Here is an 18,732-nt window from a genome sequence, read left to right on the forward strand (position 1 = left end):
TCAAAGGAAGGCCGACTAAAAACGGGCTTGCGCTCAGGCGTCGGCATACCCCTTTTGCAGGGGCATGTCATTTTTACCGGACTTTTTGAACATCCTCTTTAATTTAATTAGGACGAATGGTTGGGTAAATGAATAAAAAATTAGTAGATTGGCAATGATAGCACGAGTGAGGTGCTATCATGAAAAAACTGAAGATTTTGCGCAGGCCTGTCATGGTGTTACTATTTCTAGGAGCTTTTTATACGACACTTACCAGCATTTCAAATGTTACGTTTACAGATGTCCGTAACTGGATGGATCAAAATTCGTCTAAAGCTAAAGTAACCAATCTCGAGCACAAAGATAACCTGGAGGAAAAATCTTTAAGATATTAAATACAACAGATCTCGCTGATAATAGGGAGACCTGTTGTTTTTTATTTAAAGTGGGATACTTTCGGATGGAGCAGTTGCAAGGGAATCTGTTTGGCAATAGTAACCATGAAGAGACTTGCCAGAAAAGCCAGCGCCATATCCTTTACCATAAATGGAACCATACTTGTCCAGGCAACCAGATAGGAAATATCCACATGTAACAGTAAATGCATGATGAAATACATATAAGTGACGCCTATCCCATAATTACACAGCAAGCCAACTCCAGCAGAAAATGAATACCAGGGAACGGATGGACGTCGTTCTCTTTGTTCTACAAGCAACCCGACAAAAAAAGCCACAGCAATAAATGATAAAATAAATCCACCGGTTGGACTGGCTAATATAAAAGGTCCGGCCTTCATACCTGCAAATACAGGAACCCCGCAAACACCGACAAATATGTAGGTCAACATGGAAAATGTCCCCAACCGTTTCCCGAGCATCAAGCCAGCTAAAATGGCGAAGAAGGTTTGCAACGATAAGGGGACTGATGCACCACCAATCGGAACGGCAAGCCAAGGAAACCAAACAGCTATATTAGCTCCAATCGCCATTAAGCAAACAAATACCGCGCCAAAGGTTAAATCGATAGGTCGTAATCCTTTCATATGTACGCTCCTCCTCTCTCTTTTTATAATAGTAAGACAATTAACGATGTATGTCAACTATTTTTTTATGAGGTTTACAAAACCGTTCAAGTCTAATGACCTGAACGGTGAGTTTCGCTTTATGATAGGATCGTTTCCCAAAGATTCTATTTGATGACTGCATCCAAGGCAATTTCCATCATTTCATGAAATGTTGTTTGCCGCTCTTTTGCAGCGGTTTCTTCGCCTGTTAAAATATGATCGGAAACTGTTAAAATTGATAAAGCTTGACGGTCATATTTGGCTGCTAACGTATATAGTGCCGATGTTTCCATTTCAATGGCCAGCACCTTATATGCCGCAAGCAATTCATTTACTTCCTTTGCGTTATCGCGATAAAAGGTATCGCTTGTAAACACATTTCCTACTTTAGGTTCGATGCCTTTTTCCATACTTGTATCATATGCATTTTTTAGTAAGGAAAAGTCGGCGAGCGGGGCATAATCAATTCCGTTGAATACCATCCGATTAATTTGTGAGTCGGTGGTGGAACCTTGGGCAAGGATGACATCACGTACGTGCACATCCTTTTGAATCGCACCACATGTACCAACACGGATGAGTTTTTGTACATCGTAACTCTGGATAAGTTCATTCACATAAATGGAAATGGAAGGAACCCCCATTCCCGTGCCTTGAACCGATACTCTTTCTCCTTGATAGGTTCCAGTAAAGCCAAACATTCCTCTTACCTGGTTATATTGGGTTACATCCTGCAAATATGTCTCGGCAATAAATTTGGCGCGTAAAGGATCGCCAGGCAAGAGAATTTTGTCAGCAATTTCCCCTTGTTGTGCGTTAATATGTACGCTCATTTTTGTCCTCCTCCATAAGATGACCTGTTCAGATCTTCAGCAGATAAGTTTCTTAATATTACAACACAAGATTACCATAACCGATATGGAATGACAAATTTCATTCCCATAGCAGTTTTTTGTTTCATAAAAGTGGATTATTGTATATAATAAGGATGGTGATTATAAGCCCAAAAAGTATGGTATGAAATCATTACATACGAAAAATATTCTATTTGATTGGAAGGATGAGATATAATGCAAGAAAAAACTTTTACAATTACAGCGGATACAGGAGTACATGCGCGTCCGGCAACATTATTGGTAAACAAGGCCGGACAGTTTAAATCCGAAGTCGAAGTGGCCTACAATGGCAAGACAGTTAATTTAAAATCAATTATGGGTGTGATGTCATTGGGGGTTCCTAAAGGCGCTGAAATTAAAATCATCGCAAACGGCAGCGACGAATCCGAAGCAATTGAAGGCATTGAAGAGGTTATTAAAGAACATTTAGGTGAATAGTTAACAATATGGCTAGAGAGGTGACGCTCTAGCTTTTTATTTTTCCTATATACTGAAAAAGATTCCTATTGACTAAAGTTGTATTGCATCATAATGTTTGATTTTTTTGCTCGGTAATTGGCATTTTTGTGCTTTACAATTAATCATAGTCCGGTTAAAGTGAGTTCTATAGAATAATGGGAATTTGGGGTGAAAAAATGAAAGTATCAGTCTCAAAGCTTCCTGGAATTGGGCAGAAGATCTCGTTTAAGACATCTGAAGACAATTTATTGGTAATCATTGTCCATCATACGGGGAAGCGTGAACTTTATTTTTTTGAAAATGCGGATGGTGAAGAGGCAGATTTTGCCATGGACTTGACACCTGATGAAACAAGGGAATTAGCAGCTCAATTACTTGGTGCAACTTACCAGCCTGTTGATGTTGAAAAAATTCGTATGTTCAAAAGCCAGATTATCGTCGATTATATCACGTTAAAAGAAAAATCAATTCTTGCCAATAAGACAATTGAGGAATCAGATATCCGCAACAAAACCGGTGCAACCATCATTGGGATTGTCCATGGAGAAGATGTGATAGCTGTACCTGAAGCGGATACGACATTAAAGCCTGGCGATGTGTTAATGTCCGTTGGAAAAGATGAACAAATTGCTACACTAACCGCTCTATGTAGGGGTGAGGAATGATGCCGTTTGTTTAGTCAGTTTCCACCTTTATTAGATGCTGGTTTAATATTAATTGGAATTTTTATCCTTGCCTATATTGGATTTAAAACCAACTTTCCCAATGTCATTTTGTATATCCTTTTTGGTATTGCACTCGCCGGAATCATGGACCATAATGTGATCTTGCATTTTTCCAGCGAGATAGCAATCGTCTTGTTATTCTTCTTGCTTGGTTTGGAGTTTAATACATCAAGGCTTGGGGAGATTGCCAAGAAAATTTGGAGTTCGGGTCTCCTGGATATCGTGCTCAGTTTAGGGGTTACGATGGTTATCGCTGTTGGTTTTGGCATGGATCTTTTCTCCTCTTTTCTGTTAGGCGGACTTGTTTATGCAACAAGTTCATCCATCACGGCAAAGCTGCTTGATGATAAAGGAAGAATGGCGAATGCGGAAACGGAGTATATGCTTGGTCTGTTAATTTTTGAGGATTTAATCGCGCCGGTAGTGGTTGCTATATTAATTGCACTAAGTACAGGAGAGGCCTTTTCCGGATGGGATTTAGTTATTTTATTAGGAAAAATCATTGGCCTGGCTGCAGTTGCCATTTTGCTTAGTAAAACATTGTTTAAGAACTTCGAACAGTTTTTGCAGAAATTTGAGGATGAAGATTTTAAGATTATTCTTCTGGTTGGTCTTGCGGTTACATATGCAGGGATTGCCATTTATTTAGGTTTATCTGAAGTATTGGGGGCATTTTTGGCAGGTGTCATTCTGTCAGAGGTCAATAAAATTGAACGTGTTGAAGGTGTTGTTACTCCCATCAAAAATCTTATTTTACCAACGTTTTTTGTGTACTTTGGAACCACCATCGATTTTGGTTCCGGGATTCCGATGCCATTATTGTTGGCTGTATTGGTGATCTGGTCCATGCTCGCCAAGATTCTTACTGGTGTAATCGGCGGTAAGTTATATGGTCTGACCAAGCGTGTTTCATTAAGAGCTGGGCTGCAAATTTGTGCACGCGGGGAATTTTCGGTTGTCATCGCTGGCATTGCGACGGGATCCATTAAGGTTTTCGGTGGTATTTACATTGTAGTATCCGCATTTATCGGGATGCTGCTGTTTAACTACGCACCGAAAATTACTACCAAAATTTATGGCAAGCCAACAAAGAAACAACGAAATTTGAAAGTACCGACTCCATAGGTTTACATTTGTGCTGTGAGGTATAGAGCGCACAAGTTCTCTATTCCTTGGGCTGAGGGTATAGGCTATGTCTAAATAAAACAGGATGGTATGGGGGCCATCCTGTTTTATTTATAATAGCTTTTTTGGTAGTCGTTGTTTTCCAGATCGATTAATTTTTTCAATGCTTCTTTACTAAAAGCAGTATCTTTTTGCATTAATTTTTCTTTCATGTTGTTCACAGATGCCTGTAATGACTGGTGATAATCAGGTATTGAATCATCATAAGGATAAACAACAGCTTTGGCCACATTCATTTTTTCGTGGTGTGCCAATGCTTTTCGTGCGTGAAAGAAGACATTACCTTCAGCTACTCCCGGATGGTGCAAATCTCCTTGCATAGGATGCTTGATCACGGCCAATACTTCTACCAAAAAACGATCCCCACGATCTTCTTTTACTTTTCCTATGTAAACACCTGAATTATAATGGGCACGTACTATATCTCCAATATCGACTGTCATGATACCATCTCCTTTATACGTCTCTTTCTATTGTGCCAAAAATAAGAATGAGTTGCTAGTGGGAACTTTCCCCGATTAAAATAAAGGAATCGTTTCCTTGCTTTCATGCCTGGGCAAAGTTTGCTATAATCTAGTTAAAGGACGTGAGGAACGATGATGGAATTTCTCTATTTTCCAGATGATAAAACTGAATATATTCCGGCTATAATCGCATGTGTTATCTTTATGATTCTGGCAACGGTTACCATGTACTTTTTTGTGAAATATTCAAAAAAAGAAAAGCACAGGTTTGAGCAACAGTATGATCAGCTTCGGGAAACCAAAAATGATGACCACTTGTAACGAATCCCTTCTTACCGAATAGAAGGGATTTTTTTTGTCGATACTTGATAAAAAAGCGACAAAAAGGGGATACATATATGCGATATATCGTACTATTACTTATTTTATTTGTTGCCTCGTGCCAGGGGACAGGTGAAAAGACTGTTCGTACTATAGATATGTATAATAAGTCGGCGGATTTAATTGGTACGGCGGTTTTATCGGAACGTCCGGATGGGGTGCATGTAAAATTAAAACTTGCAGGTTTAAAACCTGGATTGCATGGGATTCATGTTCACGAAATGCCAGTCTGCAAGGGACCGGATTTCAAGAGTGCAGGAAGCCATTATAATCCGGAGGGGAAGGAACATGGATTAATGAATCCGGACGGTGCTCACCTGGGTGATATGCCAAATATTGAGGCAAATGGTGATGGTAAGGTAGATTCTGAAATTATGATTCCGGATGCTACGTTATTAGAAGGGAAAAAATCATTGATAAAAGAGGATGGCACGTCACTTGTTATCCACGAAGATCAAGATGATGGTGTCAGTCAACCAAGCGGCAAGTCAGGTTCAAGAATTGCCTGTGGAGAAATTAAAGCAAACCCAAAACCTTCTCACGGAAAGAATCCAACCGATCCAGCAGAAACTAATAAACAATAGGGATAGTAAAAGCGACAGCACCCATTCCTTTGCTGTCGCTTTAATATGTCGGCTATTAACTTCCAGGAAAAGCAATCTAAAAGGTGTTATCTATTCCTTACCGCGTTAATAATCCGCTTGACACCTTCTTCAACAGTCGCCTTTGGACAGGCTATGTTCATGCGCATAAACAGTTTTCCTTCATCACCATATGAAATGCCTGCGTTCAGACCCACTCTGGCCTGCTCGGACATGAATTTCTTCAGTGCGTCACTATCTAATTCCAGTGCTGAACAATCAATCCATAACAGGTATGTCCCTTCAGGCTGGATAACCGTTAGTTCGTTTGCGTGTTCTTTAAACATGTTTGTAACATAATTACAGTTTTCCTGTAAGATGTCCATTAATTCATCCAACCAGGCTTCTCCATGGTTATATGCTGCCTCCAATGCGGTGTTGGCTAATGTATTCAATCCGCTATGTCCCTGTCTATTAAACTGTTCCTCCAATTTTGTTCGCTTTTCTTTATCTGTTGTTATAACGTAAGATCCCTGTAGACCAGCTAAGTTAAATGTTTTGGATGGTGCCATACAAGTTATTGTTTGTTCCGCAATTTCGTCTGACAAGGAGGCGATTGGAATATGATGATATCCCGGGTAAACCAAGTCCGCATGAATTTCATCCGCAATAATAAGTACATCATGTTTTAAACAAAGGCGGGCCATTTCCTGTAATTCCTCTTTCCGCCATACCCGGCCAACCGGATTATGTGGTGAGCAGAGAATAAATGCTTTTACACCTGTATTTAATTTTTCCTCAAAATCGGCGAAATCAATCGTGTAATAGTTGTCTTTTTGTACAAGTGGATTCTTAACGACGATACGATCATGTTGCTCAATTACTTTATAAAATGGAGTATAAACAGGTGTCTGAATTAAAATTTTGTCATTTGGCTCTGTAAAGGTTTTTACCGCCATATGTAAACTTGTTACAACACCCGGGCTAAATGAAAGAAAGTTTGGTTCAATGTGCCACTGATGACGTTTTTCGATCCAATTGACAATGGATGCTTTCACATCGTCATCAATGATCGTGTATCCAAATATGCCATGTTCCGCACGTTTTACAATAGCGTCAATTACCGGCTGTGGTGCTTTAAAGTCCATGTCGGCAACCCACATGGGAAGCACATCAGTGGACTGAAACAATTCATCAGCCGTATCCCATTTGACCGATCGTGTTTGTTTACGATTATGTATCAGATCAAAATTACCCATATAAACCCTCCTGAATTCTATGTTCTTCTTCATCATTATAGCTTAAAATTACATAGAAAAAAAAGCAAAGCGTCTTTACGCCTTGCTTACAGGGGGAATACGAGAAAGTCTTACAATTATATTATTACCACCCCTACAAAAATGTAAACATGATTTTGGAAAAAGTTTTGCCAGATTTACATCAGCTTATTTCAAACGTTTTTCCAGGTTTTCACGCATCTGCTCATAGCCTTGTTTTCCAAGCAGGGCAAACATATTTTGCTTATAAGCTTCGACACCGGGTTGATCAAAAGGATTGACACCTAATAAATATCCACTCATGGCGCACGCTTTTTCGAAAAAGTAAACAAGATAACCAAATGTGTAAGTATCAAGTGCGGGCAGTTCAACAATCAAATTCGGTACTTCTCCATCCGTGTGTGCCAACATTGTCCCTTGCAGTGCCTTCTGGTTGATTTCACTAACCGTTTTGCCGGCCAAATAATTGAGACAGTCCAAATCTTGTTCATCTTTTGCTAAAGTGATATCATGTGTAGCTTTCGTGACGGAAAGAATGGTTTCGAACATGTCGCGCCGGCCTTCCTGAATATACTGCCCCAGTGAGTGAAGGTCCGTTGTGAAATTGGCCGATGACGGGAAAATACCTTTGTGATCTTTTCCTTCACTTTCCCCAAATAATTGTTTCCACCATTCGGCAAAATACTGCAGTTGTGGTTCATAGTTGATAAGCATTTCAATTGTTTTTCCCTTGTTATAAAGGATATTTCGGACGGCAGCATACTGATATGCCGGATTCTTATCAAGTTCAGATTCACTCAGATCATTACGTGCTGCTTTGGCACCATCCATCATTGTATCGATTGACACGCCACTAACTGCAATCGGCAATAAACCGACAGCGGTTAAAACAGAGTAGCGCCCGCCAATATCATCTGGAATAACAAACGTTTCATAACCTTCATTATTGGCCAGGGTCTTTAAAGCGCCTTTTGCTTTATCTGTTGTGGCATAGATGCGTTTTTTTGCTTCTTCCTTGCCATAGCGTTCTTCCAAATAGTTTCGGAAAATGCGAAAAGCAATCGCCGGTTCGGTTGTTGTACCACTCTTGGATATGACATTGATTGATACGTCCTTTCCCTCAAGGACATCGAATAGCTCTTGTATATATGTTGAGCTTAAATGGTGACCAACGAAAATGATTTGTGGCTGCTGCTGACTCGGTAACATATGTCGAAATGAATGGTTGAGCATTTCAATTGCAGCCCGGGCCCCTAGGTAAGACCCACCAATACCGATCACAAGCAGAATGTCGGAGTCTTGCTTAATTTGATCAGCAGCGGTCTTTATCCGGGAAAACTCCACTTTGTCATAGTTTTCTGGTAAATCAACCCATCCGAGAAAATCATTACCTGCCCCTGTTTGATTATGTATCGCATGGTGGGCAGACGCTACGAAGGGGACTAAATTTTCCAATTCATCCTCCTTCATAAATGATAGAGCTTTTTCATATGAAAACGTCACATGTGTCATAGTCTTCCTCCTTGTGATTACTCATCATAACTTTATCGAAAAGAAGTGTGTAAAGCAAGAATATGTAATTAAAAAAGACAGACTCCGTATTGTTATCGAAATCTGTCTTTGTGTTATTATTTCTTTAAAGTGCCTTCGTGTTCTTCTGATTGTTTGATCCATTCTTGCAGCTTGTCTTTTAGCGTGTTAAATCCGCCAGTAGTATTGTCCTGTTCTGTACTAGGCTGCTCTTTGATCGGTTTTTTCGGTTTGTCTTCTTTTTGAGGAGCCTCTTCAGTTGCCCGGATGGATAAGGATACTTTATTATTATCCACATCAACATGCAATACTTTGACAGTTACGTCATCACCTACTGTCAAATAGTCATGAATATCTTTAACAAATCCGTGTGTCACTTCCGAAATATGAACAAGTCCCTGTGTTTCATCGTCTAACGCTACAAATGCACCATATGGCTGTATCCCGGTCACTTTTCCCTGTAATATTTGCCCGCTTTCAAACTTGTCTATCATGCTGAACAACTCCTATATCTTTTCTCTCAGTTTTTTTACACAATAACATATTTTAGCATACATTGTGTTTCCTGGCAAAAAAAATAAGGGGAGGGGGGAGTGAACTATTTTTGACCGGCCATTGTTAATACGATGTCTCCTTGATGTAATTTGAGATTGGCAGGGGGATTGATCTGCCATTTTTGCTTGCGAATGATCCCAAGTGCCATCTGTCCATCAACGAGAAAGTAACCGATTGCTTGCTGATAGGATTTACCGATAAGTGTTTCCGGCAAGTTAACCTGATCAAAATGCTGGCTCGATAACAAATGTAGAATAGTTTCATATGGCTCCGTTTCTTTTCGGTTAAATAATTCATGGTACAACAGCACACTCATAAAATCATTTGAACGAATAATTGTCGACGCACCAGCACGAATAGCATTTTCAATCTGGCTTTTGGAGAGAATCTCAGCAATAATTGGTACATCGTGATTATTACCACGCACTGCGACTGTGGTTAGAATGGTATGATGATCAGCCTGTCGTTCTTTTTTGGTGTGATCGGCAGCAATGATCACGCTTTTGGCAACTTTGATATTTGCTTGATGAAGGGTGACATCTTCAGTTGCATCACCATGGACAAAATGGACTGGAAGCTGTTTGTAAGGTAAATTTGTTAATGTCCGGTCAATGAGAACAATTTCCAGCATGGGATGATTTTCTTTGGTCAAATGGATTAATCGCCTTGTCCGTTCATTCCAGCCGACAAAGATGACGTGATGTTGTGCTTTAAATGCAACCTTTCCCTTGGACAAATCTTGTTCATGCTGAATGGTTGCCGCCGAAATATGGGTAATATAGAAAGTAAGCAGTCCACCACCTGACAGAATTAACAGAATGCCAATCACCCTTCCAATTGTTGTTACTGGAACGACATCGCCATAGCCCACCGTTGCTCCGGTAACAAACGCCCACCAAACGCCGATAAATATGGAAGGGAATTGTTCCGGCTCCACAAAATGAATGACAATCCCGAAGACAATCATGACGAAAAAAATTGTTAATAATAACCTGACAAAAACAGGCAGTCGGAAATAAATATGTTTTAACTGCTCGATATTCATATCTTCACCTGATATCCCCAAATTAGATTAGTATATTTCCATTATGGACATACAACATCAAGGCTTATACAAGGTGAAAATGAAAACTCATCTGTACTAGCGTGAGTTTACAGTGGATTGCAATGTTTGTTTCAGACTGAAATAAACATCATCCCAAAAATCGGAATTGTCACGATATGTTTTGGTCATAAATAATAGCATCTCGTTAAATTTTTCCTGGTAATTAGAGGCATCTTTGTCTGGTAATTGTTCGCGTGCCTGATCAACAAATTGCTGAATTTTGTCCGCCCGTGGCCCCCATTTGGCAACTTGATTTCCTTGTTCATCAATAAAAATAAAAATGGGAATGGATCTTGACTTCCCGTTCGTTAAATATTGATCCATCAGTTCCAGATTCTGATCACGCAGCAGGATTTTAACTGGTGTTTTTGTTTTTTCTGCAAGCCTTAATAAAATGGGCACATTAAGCATCGCATCGCCGCACCAATCTTCAGTTAAAACGATCACACGCAGATTTTTATCGGCTAGCTTTTCAAAAAATACCTCATCCTCATCCGGAACAGTGAAATGATCAAAAATGTGTAATAGATTTTCCTTGTGTTTTTCCATGGATTCAATGTATGTATCTGGTGACATTCCCTGTTCATACCATTGATTTAAATCTACCATAACAACTCCAACTCCTTTGCTCATTTACATTAAATGTACCCAACAAACCTGCATCCGTAAACAAAAGTGCTTCCGGGTGAATGGAAAAAGGAAAGCGTGCAGAAGAACAAATCGTTCCTTTACACGCTTTATTTGACACGTTTTTTATATCATCTTCGTTTGTTTTTGCTCGATCCAGCTTCTTAATTTGACAAACAATGGAACAAATAATAAGCCAATAATGACACCTTTAATCACATTAAATGGAAAAACCAGGAACATGGCTGTGAACCGTTTAACACTTTCGATTTTCATATCTTCCATTCCCATAAACCAGGCATAAACAGGCAAAATGACAAGATAATTTAAAACACTCATGGCAATTGCAGAAATCAATGTTCCGGCAACAAGTCCCGAGATAATGCTCTTCACTCCTTTATATTTATGGTAAAGGATGGCAGTCGGAACAATAAACAGAACACCTGCAATAAAATTTGCTGTAACGCCAACAGGTTCACCGCCACCAACGACCAGGTAGAGTAAATTCTTAATCGCTTCTACAATAACTCCAGCCACTGGTGAAAAAATAAGTGCAGCAATTAAGGCCGGTACTTCGCTAAAATCAATCTTTAAATACCCCGGTAAAAATGGCAGCGGGAAATTCAGGAAAAGCAATAAAAGGGAGATCGTTCCCAATAAGGCCAGAATAATCAGTTTAAGCAATTGTGATGATGATTGATTTTTTGTTTGCATCATCGTATCCTCCTTCATCTGTTATCGATTCCCATCTCGTTGATGAAGGAACTGTCCGTTTTCGTTTTGACACAAAAAACACCCTAAAGCGCCTAATCGGGGCTTTAGGGTGTTTTATTATAACAGAAATAAACATGTGTAATGTTCTACACAAGGAAAACGGCTCGACATCTTCTCCCATCCAGACTATAACTGTCGGTCCCGGATTTACACCAGGTCAACCACTGAACATCTGCTCAGGTGGGTCACGGACTTAAAGCATATATACCTGCTTCTTACCGTCGGTCGGGAATTGCACCCTGCCCCGAAGATGGAATCGATATGTAATTGTTGCATATAGTATACAATGATTTTACTCATTTGAAAAGTAGTTTGTTTTATTTTTTTGCAGTAGAGGGACAGTTTGTTTAAACCAAAAAAAACGACTACCTCCATTTTCAGGCAGTCGTTTTGAACAGTTACTCCTCTTCTACCAGATACCTGGCAGTTGGGTTTGCTTCCAAACGTTCTATTGGGATAGGTTTGCCAGATAATTCACTGACTCCATAAGTACCGTTTTCAATGCGGGCCAAGGCATCATTAATCTCTTGCAGGTGATCTCGTCGCATTTGCTCAAATCCCGCTTCTCGCTCTTGTTCAAATTGTTCTGTTGCCATTTCTGCAGGATGGTTATCATAGTCGGCCAATTCACTGATCGTATTATTTGGGCTTTGATCTTCGTACTTTTTCTTATTTGCAATCAATTCATTTTTCATTGCCAATAATTGATTTTTAAAAAAGTAAAGTTGTTCTTCACTCAGATTTGTATGATTTCCCATGTTCATCACCTTTCTTCTTAGGGACGATTCCAATGGTGCAGCGAGAAATACATATAAGTTTTTCATCTTCATCTGTGATATTAATTTCCCATACCATAGTTGTTTTTCCAATATGTTTGGGAACAGCCTTAGCGGTCACTGTGCCTTCACGTTTACTCCTAATATGGTTGGCATTAATTTCAATCCCAAATACATTGTATTGTTCTCCATCAACATGAAGAAAGGCACCTGCACTAGCAGCAGTTTCAGCCAGGGCGACGTTTGCTCCACCGTGCAAAAATCCTGCTGGCTGGTGTGTGCGATAGTCAACTGGCATGGTCATGATCACAAGATTTTTTTCAAGTGTTATCACTTTCATCCCAAGCGTATCGATTAATGTTTGCGAAAAATCCATAGCTGCCCTCTTTTCAATTAAAATATTTTGCTTAACAGTAACGAAACCCCTAATAACAATCCATAAATGGTATTTGTCTTTCCGGTAGCTACCATTGCCGGCAACATTTCAATTGGTTTGGATTTTCCCTGGAATTTCTTGATTACATCGATTGCCTTGATGCCACTGAAAAACGCAATGATTGACCAAACGGGTAATAATCCATCAATAATGTAATAGGCAGTCAATCCAAATGCAACGACAAACAAGAAGCCTAAAAAGCGGATTGCATTCTTTCTTCCCAGCAGGATCGCAATGGTTTTTCGTCCATTCTCTTTGTCCCCATCAAGATCCCGGATATTATTGGACATCATAATACAACCAATAAGGATAGCAACCGGAATCGATATTAAAACGGTTGAAGCTGTTATGGTCAACGTTTGAATGAAATAGCTGATTCCGATGATAACAGTGCCCATTAGGAATCCGGAAAATAACTCGCCAAGTGGTGTATAGGCGATTGGTAATGGTCCGCCAGTATATAAATAACCGAAAAGCATGCAGCCTAAACCAATGACTGCGATCCACCAGCTTGATACCATACAAATGTATACGCCGAGCAACATGGCGATCCCAAAAAATGATAAGGCCATCCGTAATACTGTTTTCGCTGATATCCCATCGCGTACAATAGTTCCGCCGATGCCTACCGACTCCTCGTTATCCAGTCCACGAGCAAAATCGTAGTATTCATTGAACATATTGGTTGCTGACTGAATCAACATTGAAGCAATCAGCATCGCGATAAACAATGAAATACTTATCGAACCATCAATATAAGCAAGCATGGTTCCGACAAAAACAGGAATAAAGGAGGCTGTCAGTGTATGCGGCCGTAATAGACGCCACCAGATATGCATCCCTTTCTTTTCATTTAAGACGTGTTTTATATTCGTTTGATCAGATGTTTGCATAATATAAGTCCTCCTACAACGGCAATATCATCTTTAGTTTAGGCAAATCGTCATAGGGTGTCAATCATCAATATAGGTTAAAACAGTCCATTCCTTGTGAAAAGGATAAAAAGAGAATAAAATAGAGAGGATAGTTGTGATGATTGTTCGTTTAACGGAGGTAACAAGTAATGATTGAAACGAAGGAAAAGCTGCTGGAAGTTGTGTTGGATGAGGCAATTCACCATGCAAATGAAACAAAGTCAAAGCAGCTTGTCAGTTTTACCAAAAAGATAGATCAAGTGAATCCGCTCCAATTTTTTGAAGCGGCCAAAACGTGTGATATGAATCGGACATTTTGGGCGAGTACAGCGGATGCCTTTTATTTAGTCGGGATTGGTACTGTTTATCCGCTCGTCGCCGGTGAAAATCGGTTAAAAGATATAGAACAGCAATGGAATGAACTAACGGCTAATGCTACTGTTCATAACCCATATCAGGTGCCAGGTACGGGGCTGGTTGCACTTGGTGGCATGTGTTTTGACCCGAAAAAGCAAACAACAGGACTATGGGACAAGTTTAGAAATAGTGAATTCCAAGTTCCGCGGTATACATTGGTGCAAACAAAACAAGCCAGCTATGTAACAATAAACACGTTTGTGACGATGAATGATAGTCCCCGTACACTTGCACAAATGCTAGAGGAAACGGAAAAAAACCTGCTCCATTACACTAAACCATTCCCGGATGAAGCAACCCTGTTGAAAAGGGAGGAAATAGCTCCGCAGCAATGGAAGGAACAGGTGAGACAAGCAACGGAAGAAATTAAGCAACAACATGCTGAAAAAATTGTGCTTGCCCGGGAAATGCGCTTAACTTTTTCCAAACAGGTAGAGGTCACCCCTGTACTAGACAAGTTGTTATCATCGCAAACAAACAGTTATGTCTTTGCTTTCGAACATGGTGATGATTGTTTTGTTGGGGCAACGCCTGAAAGGCTGGTCAAGCTGGAACAAGAGCAGTTGCTTTCCACCTGTCTGGCCGGCACTGCACCACGAGGGACAACACCAGTACAAGACAAAGAGATTGGCAGGACATTGCTTCAAGATACGAAAAATCGTGAGGAGCATGATTTTGTCGTAAAAATGATTGGAAATGCGATAAAACCATATTGTTCAAGGGTCGATATTCCAAACAACCCGGTTATCTATCCGCTGAAAAATTTGCAACATCTGTACACACCTGTAAAAGCAACCTTGAAACAGGGACACAGCATCTTTGAAATTGTAAAAGCACTTCATCCGACACCAGCATTAGGTGGAGTGCCAAGGGAAAAATCATTGACATTTATCCGGGAACACGAATTACTGGAACGTGGTTGGTATGGTGCCCCTGTCGGCTGGCTGGACAGCAATCGAAATGGGGAATTTGCAGTCGCAATTAGATCAGGTCTTGTTCAGGGCAATGAGGCATCAATTTTTGCTGGATGCGGTGTTGTTAAAGATTCGGACCCGGAAGCGGAGTATGAAGAAACGTTAATTAAATTCACACCAATGCTTTCCGTATTGGGGGGATCTTGATGGAACATACAGAGACACTAACACGCTATATTGCGAATTTTGTCGATGAATTGGTAAAGAGTGGTTTAACAGAGGTAGTCATTTCACCTGGTTCGCGTTCGACACCACTGGCTATGACATTCATGGAACATCCGGATATCAGGCAATGGGTGATTATTGACGAACGTTCTGCTGCCTTTTTTGCGCTTGGTATGGCCAAGAAAAACAAGCGGCCGGTTGTTATTGTTTGTACGTCGGGAACGGCAGCTGCTAATTATTTTCCGGCGATTGTGGAGGCACATTATAGTCGGGTACCACTGGTTGTTCTTACTGCTGATCGACCACACGAATTAAGGGATGTTGGTGCACCGCAGGCAATCGAACAGCTAAAATTGTACGGGGATTATGTGAAGTGGTTTAATGAAATGGCGTTACCAGAAGCAGACCAAACCATGCTTGCTTACGTTCGTAGTAAAGCATCACGTGCTGTCCATATGGCAACGGAAGGGAATAGTGGTCCGGTTCATTTGAATTTCCCTTTACGTGAACCACTGATTCCTGATTTTGAGATTAAGGATTTATGGGGAAGCCAAACAACACGTTATCATGCCGTATCAGACGGAAAAAAACGCCTCGACTCAGAGCAAATACAAGCGTTATGCAACAGGCTCAAAGGAAAGGGGAAAGGCGTTATTGTTTGCGGTCCGCAAGATCGGGAGGATTTACCCGAGCGAATTGTGCACCTTGCATCATTATTGAAGATGCCTATTATAGCCGATCCACTATCTGGACTAAGATCTGGAATGCACAGTAAAAAACATGTGATTGAAGGCTACGATGCATTTTTACGCAATGACACCATACGTAAACAACTGAAACCTGACTACATTATTCGCTTTGGTGCGATGCCGGTATCCAAAGCCTATTTATTTTATGCAAAGGAACACCACGATGCGGAGCAATTTGTCATCGAAGAACATATGGGCCATCGGGAGCCAGCGGGGAACAGGACCGAATTTATTTATGCTGATCCGGCATTGCTGTGTGAAGATTTACTACTGGCTTTAGAGGATCGAGATCGGGACGCAACATGGTTCGCGCAATGGGAGAAGATGAACCAAATAACCAAGAAGCATTTACAGGCAAAGACAAATGGACGTTTAACAGAAGGGGAGGCCGTTCGTTGTTTATTTGATGTATTACCGGAAAACAACACGGTGTATGTTGGCAATAGCATGGCGATTCGGGATGTTGATACATTTTTTCTGACGACGGCAAAACAGCTCCGGGTATTGGCAAATCGCGGTGCAAACGGTATTGATGGCGTGGTGTCAAGCGGGCTTGGTGCTGCTGCAGTCAATGGTTCACCAGTTACACTATTGCTCGGAGATTTGTCGTTTTTCCATGATCTAAATGGCTTGCTTGCTGCCAAACAATATCATGTAAACATTACCATTTTATTGATCAATAATAATGGTGGCGGTATTTTTTCTTTTTTACCACAAGTAAATCATCCAGATCATTTTGAAGCGTTATTCGGTACCCCGGTTGATATTGAATTTGAACATGCCATCAAGATGTATGGCGGGAACTATTGTCAGGTAACGCAACAAACCGATTTGCAAAGAGCACTTGAGAAGAGTTATCAGGAAAAAGGCCTGGCCGTTATTGAAGTGAACACGGATCGGGAGCAAAATAGGCAATGGCACCGTGAGAGATGGCAAGCCATTGAAACTGAAATCCTTCATGATCATGAGGAATGATGGTATGTACTATACAATCAATGATGCAGCATATTGGTATGAATTAACGGGTGAAGGGCCGACGGTTGTATTGTTGCATGGTTTTACCGGCAGTTCAGCGACATGGGAGCCGTTTGTCGAAAACCTAGCGCAAGAATTTCAGGTACTGATCGTTGATTTACCAGGACATGGAAAAACCGAAATGGCAACCGGTCGTTCCATGGAAACGTGTTGCAGCGACTTATTTGCCTTATTTTCAATGCTAGAGTTAACGGATATCCGGCTTATCGGGTACTCTATGGGGGGGCGTACAGCACTATCGTTTGCGATGCTGTATCCGGAACTGGTTAAGTCCCTTGTGTTGGAGAGTACTTCCCCAGGACTGGCAACCGAGAGCGAACGGCAAGCACGAATCACCCGTGATGAACAGTTGGCCGAAAAAATAGAGCAGGAAGGTGTCGCGAAATTCGTCGACTTTTGGGAGGACATTCCACTTTTTCAAACGCAAAAAAATCTGCCGGTAGAAGTGAGACAGAAAATACGAAATGAACGACTTGCTCAGAACAAAACAGGCCTTGCCCAATCGCTTCGTTTGATGGGAACAGGCGCTCAAATGTCCTGGTGGGATCGTCTTCATGACCTATCCATTCCCGTTTTATTGCTGGCAGGAGCCAAGGATGATAAGTTTGTCAAATTAAATCGGCGGATGGAACAACTAATGGAAAATGCCCATTTAGTCATTGCTGAACAAGCTGGACATGCAATTCACGTGGAACAAGCTGATTTTTTTGGTAAAATAGTAGTGGAGTTTTTGTTAACCACGAGCCGTTAACAATTACATATCATAGCAAAAATATAAGGAGGAAAATTCATGACTGTACAATGGGAACAAGCAAAAGAGTACAAAGAAATAATCTATGAAAAATATAATGGTGTCGCAAAAGTAACGATGAACCGCCCGCGCGTTCACAATGCATTTACACCATTAACAGTGAATGAAATGATTGATGCGTTTGCAGATGCCCGCGATGATTCATCAATTGGTGTCATCATTTTAACCGGTGCAGGGGATAAGGCATTTTGTTCTGGCGGTGACCAGACTGTTCGCGGACATGGTGGATATGTTGGCGAGGACCAGGTACCACGCCTAAATGTTCTTGATTTACAACGGTTAATGCGGACGATTCCGAAACCGGTTATTGCGATGGTAGCCGGATATGCGATTGGCGGCGGACACGTTCTGCATATATGCTGCGATTTGACCATTGCTGCTGACAATGCCAGATTTGGTCAAACAGGTCCTAAAGTAGGCAGCTTTGACGCCGGTTATGGTGCCGGACTACTGGCAAGTATGGTCGGTCAAAAACGTGCAAGAGAAATTTGGTATTTATGCCGTCAATATAGTGCAGAAGAAGCATATGAAATGGGCATGGTTAACAAGGTCGTACCATTGGAAGAATTGGAATCCGAAACATTGCAGTGGTGTCAGGAAATTCTTGAAAAATCACCAACTGCACTGCGCTTTATGAAAGCATCGTTCAATGCTGCAACAGATGGTCTCGCTGGCCTGCAGCAAATGGGTGGAGACGCGACTCTGCTTTATTATACAACCGATGAGGCAAAAGAAGGTCGCGATGCATTTAAAGAAAAAAGGAAACCGGATTGGGATCAATTTCCACGTTTTCCTTAATTTTAGAAAATGGTATAGAAAACCTTTGCCAATTGTTGGCAAAGGTTTTCCGG

22 protein-coding genes and 1 riboswitch are annotated in these 18,732 nt (G+C 40.9%); of the genes, 10 read left to right on the forward strand and 12 right to left on the reverse strand.

Translation table 11 applies throughout. The annotated features are described in order from the left end of the window. Nucleotides 1-179: 179 nt before the first annotated feature. Nucleotides 180-374, forward strand: a complete 195-nt coding sequence (locus ABRT01_RS12840) for a hypothetical protein (protein WP_269411907.1) — start codon at nucleotides 180-182, stop codon at nucleotides 372-374. A 41-nt stretch (nucleotides 375-415) separates the two neighbouring features. On the opposite strand, the gene ABRT01_RS12845 is transcribed toward ABRT01_RS12840, so the two are convergent. Continuing rightward, entirely contained in the window at nucleotides 416-1,024 is a 609-nt protein-coding gene (locus ABRT01_RS12845; RefSeq protein ID WP_367747670.1) for a biotin transporter BioY, read from the reverse strand. Nucleotides 1,025-1,170: 146 nt separating this feature from the next. After that, nucleotides 1,171-1,878, reverse strand: a complete 708-nt coding sequence (deoD, locus tag ABRT01_RS12850; protein ID WP_367747673.1) for a purine-nucleoside phosphorylase — start codon at nucleotides 1,876-1,878, stop codon at nucleotides 1,171-1,173. Between the two features lie 237 nt (nucleotides 1,879-2,115). On the opposite strand from deoD, the gene ABRT01_RS12855 reads away from it, so the two are divergent. From ABRT01_RS12855 to ABRT01_RS12865, 3 genes are all read left to right on the forward strand, one after another. Further along, on the forward strand, nucleotides 2,116-2,379 hold the full coding sequence (locus ABRT01_RS12855; RefSeq protein WP_269411910.1) for a phosphocarrier protein HPr: 264 nt from the start codon (nucleotides 2,116-2,118) through the stop codon (nucleotides 2,377-2,379). Between the two features lie 197 nt (nucleotides 2,380-2,576). Then, nucleotides 2,577-3,065, forward strand: a complete 489-nt coding sequence (locus tag ABRT01_RS12860) for a cation:proton antiporter regulatory subunit (RefSeq protein ID WP_269411911.1) — start codon at nucleotides 2,577-2,579, stop codon at nucleotides 3,063-3,065. A 6-nt stretch (nucleotides 3,066-3,071) separates the two neighbouring features. Further along, nucleotides 3,072-4,250 (forward strand): cation:proton antiporter, encoded by a 1,179-nt coding sequence (locus ABRT01_RS12865; protein WP_269411912.1) that lies wholly within the window; start codon nucleotides 3,072-3,074, stop codon nucleotides 4,248-4,250. 107 nt (nucleotides 4,251-4,357) lie between these two features. Here ABRT01_RS12865 and kapB read toward each other — a convergent pair whose 3' ends face one another. Further along, nucleotides 4,358-4,753: a kinase-associated lipoprotein KapB gene (kapB, locus tag ABRT01_RS12870; RefSeq protein ID WP_367747678.1), complete on the reverse strand. Its 396-nt coding sequence runs from the start codon at nucleotides 4,751-4,753 to the stop codon at nucleotides 4,358-4,360. A gap of 153 nt (nucleotides 4,754-4,906) precedes the next feature. Here kapB and ABRT01_RS12875 point away from each other — a divergent pair, with 153 nt between their 5' ends. Both ABRT01_RS12875 and ABRT01_RS12880 read left to right on the forward strand, forming a co-directional pair. Next, on the forward strand, nucleotides 4,907-5,095 hold the full coding sequence (locus ABRT01_RS12875; RefSeq protein WP_269411913.1) for a hypothetical protein: 189 nt from the start codon (nucleotides 4,907-4,909) through the stop codon (nucleotides 5,093-5,095). Between the two features lie 77 nt (nucleotides 5,096-5,172). Continuing rightward, nucleotides 5,173-5,739, forward strand: a complete 567-nt coding sequence (locus tag ABRT01_RS12880; protein WP_269411914.1) for a superoxide dismutase family protein — start codon at nucleotides 5,173-5,175, stop codon at nucleotides 5,737-5,739. Between the two features lie 86 nt (nucleotides 5,740-5,825). Here the strand turns inward: ABRT01_RS12880 and ABRT01_RS12885 are convergent, their stop codons facing one another. The 9 genes from ABRT01_RS12885 to ABRT01_RS12925 all read right to left on the reverse strand — a co-directional run bounded on the left by ABRT01_RS12885 (nucleotide 5,826) and on the right by ABRT01_RS12925 (nucleotide 13,709). Then, nucleotides 5,826-6,995 carry a MalY/PatB family protein gene (locus ABRT01_RS12885; protein ID WP_269411915.1) on the reverse strand — a complete coding sequence of 390 codons (1,170 nt, stop codon included), beginning with the start codon at nucleotides 6,993-6,995 and terminating at the stop codon, nucleotides 5,826-5,828. 186 nt (nucleotides 6,996-7,181) lie between these two features. Further along, nucleotides 7,182-8,525: a glucose-6-phosphate isomerase gene (locus ABRT01_RS12890; RefSeq protein ID WP_269411916.1), complete on the reverse strand. Its 1,344-nt coding sequence runs from the start codon at nucleotides 8,523-8,525 to the stop codon at nucleotides 7,182-7,184. Between the two features lie 116 nt (nucleotides 8,526-8,641). Further along, nucleotides 8,642-9,037 (reverse strand): S1 domain-containing post-transcriptional regulator GSP13, encoded by a 396-nt coding sequence (yugI, locus tag ABRT01_RS12895; RefSeq protein WP_269411917.1) that lies wholly within the window; start codon nucleotides 9,035-9,037, stop codon nucleotides 8,642-8,644. Nucleotides 9,038-9,141: 104 nt separating this feature from the next. After that, on the reverse strand, nucleotides 9,142-10,143 hold the full coding sequence (locus tag ABRT01_RS12900; protein WP_269411918.1) for a potassium channel family protein: 1,002 nt from the start codon (nucleotides 10,141-10,143) through the stop codon (nucleotides 9,142-9,144). A gap of 96 nt (nucleotides 10,144-10,239) precedes the next feature. Further along, the gene (locus ABRT01_RS12905; protein WP_269411919.1) at nucleotides 10,240-10,812 is read right to left on the reverse strand and encodes a thioredoxin family protein; all 573 of its coding nucleotides are present in this window, start codon (nucleotides 10,810-10,812) and stop codon (nucleotides 10,240-10,242) included. Nucleotides 10,813-10,956: 144 nt separating this feature from the next. Next, nucleotides 10,957-11,544, reverse strand: a complete 588-nt coding sequence (locus tag ABRT01_RS12910) for an ECF transporter S component (protein ID WP_269412500.1) — start codon at nucleotides 11,542-11,544, stop codon at nucleotides 10,957-10,959. 165 nt (nucleotides 11,545-11,709) lie between these two features. Continuing rightward, a riboswitch (FMN riboswitch) is annotated at nucleotides 11,710-11,860 on the reverse strand. Nucleotides 11,861-12,002: 142 nt separating this feature from the next. Next, nucleotides 12,003-12,362 (reverse strand): TraR/DksA C4-type zinc finger protein, encoded by a 360-nt coding sequence (locus ABRT01_RS12915; RefSeq protein ID WP_269411920.1) that lies wholly within the window; start codon nucleotides 12,360-12,362, stop codon nucleotides 12,003-12,005. Next, the gene (locus ABRT01_RS12920; RefSeq protein WP_269411921.1) at nucleotides 12,337-12,756 is read right to left on the reverse strand and encodes a hotdog fold thioesterase; all 420 of its coding nucleotides are present in this window, start codon (nucleotides 12,754-12,756) and stop codon (nucleotides 12,337-12,339) included. Before ABRT01_RS12920 ends, ABRT01_RS12915 begins: the two co-directional genes overlap by 26 nt. A gap of 17 nt (nucleotides 12,757-12,773) precedes the next feature. Beyond that, the gene (locus ABRT01_RS12925) at nucleotides 12,774-13,709 is read right to left on the reverse strand and encodes a 1,4-dihydroxy-2-naphthoate polyprenyltransferase (protein ID WP_269411922.1); all 936 of its coding nucleotides are present in this window, start codon (nucleotides 13,707-13,709) and stop codon (nucleotides 12,774-12,776) included. A gap of 170 nt (nucleotides 13,710-13,879) precedes the next feature. Between ABRT01_RS12925 and ABRT01_RS12930 the strand changes: the two genes are divergently transcribed. The 4 genes from ABRT01_RS12930 to menB are packed head-to-tail and all read left to right on the forward strand — an operon-like array spanning nucleotide 13,880 to nucleotide 18,679. Next, the gene (locus tag ABRT01_RS12930) at nucleotides 13,880-15,268 is read left to right on the forward strand and encodes an isochorismate synthase (RefSeq protein WP_269411923.1); all 1,389 of its coding nucleotides are present in this window, start codon (nucleotides 13,880-13,882) and stop codon (nucleotides 15,266-15,268) included. Continuing rightward, the gene (menD, locus tag ABRT01_RS12935; RefSeq protein ID WP_367747688.1) at nucleotides 15,268-17,010 is read left to right on the forward strand and encodes a 2-succinyl-5-enolpyruvyl-6-hydroxy-3-cyclohexene-1-carboxylic-acid synthase; all 1,743 of its coding nucleotides are present in this window, start codon (nucleotides 15,268-15,270) and stop codon (nucleotides 17,008-17,010) included. Before ABRT01_RS12930 ends, menD begins: the two co-directional genes overlap by 1 nt. Nucleotides 17,011-17,014: 4 nt before the next feature. Then, nucleotides 17,015-17,821 carry a 2-succinyl-6-hydroxy-2,4-cyclohexadiene-1-carboxylate synthase gene (gene menH / locus ABRT01_RS12940; RefSeq protein WP_367747691.1) on the forward strand — a complete coding sequence of 269 codons (807 nt, stop codon included), beginning with the start codon at nucleotides 17,015-17,017 and terminating at the stop codon, nucleotides 17,819-17,821. A gap of 39 nt (nucleotides 17,822-17,860) precedes the next feature. Continuing rightward, the gene (gene menB, locus ABRT01_RS12945) at nucleotides 17,861-18,679 is read left to right on the forward strand and encodes a 1,4-dihydroxy-2-naphthoyl-CoA synthase (RefSeq protein ID WP_269411926.1); all 819 of its coding nucleotides are present in this window, start codon (nucleotides 17,861-17,863) and stop codon (nucleotides 18,677-18,679) included. Nucleotides 18,680-18,732 lie beyond the last annotated feature (53 nt).

Source organism: Lentibacillus sp. L22 (genome assembly GCF_040812445.1).
In the GTDB taxonomy this organism is placed as follows: Bacteria; Bacillota; Bacilli; order Bacillales; family Amphibacillaceae; genus Lentibacillus_C; species Lentibacillus_C daqui.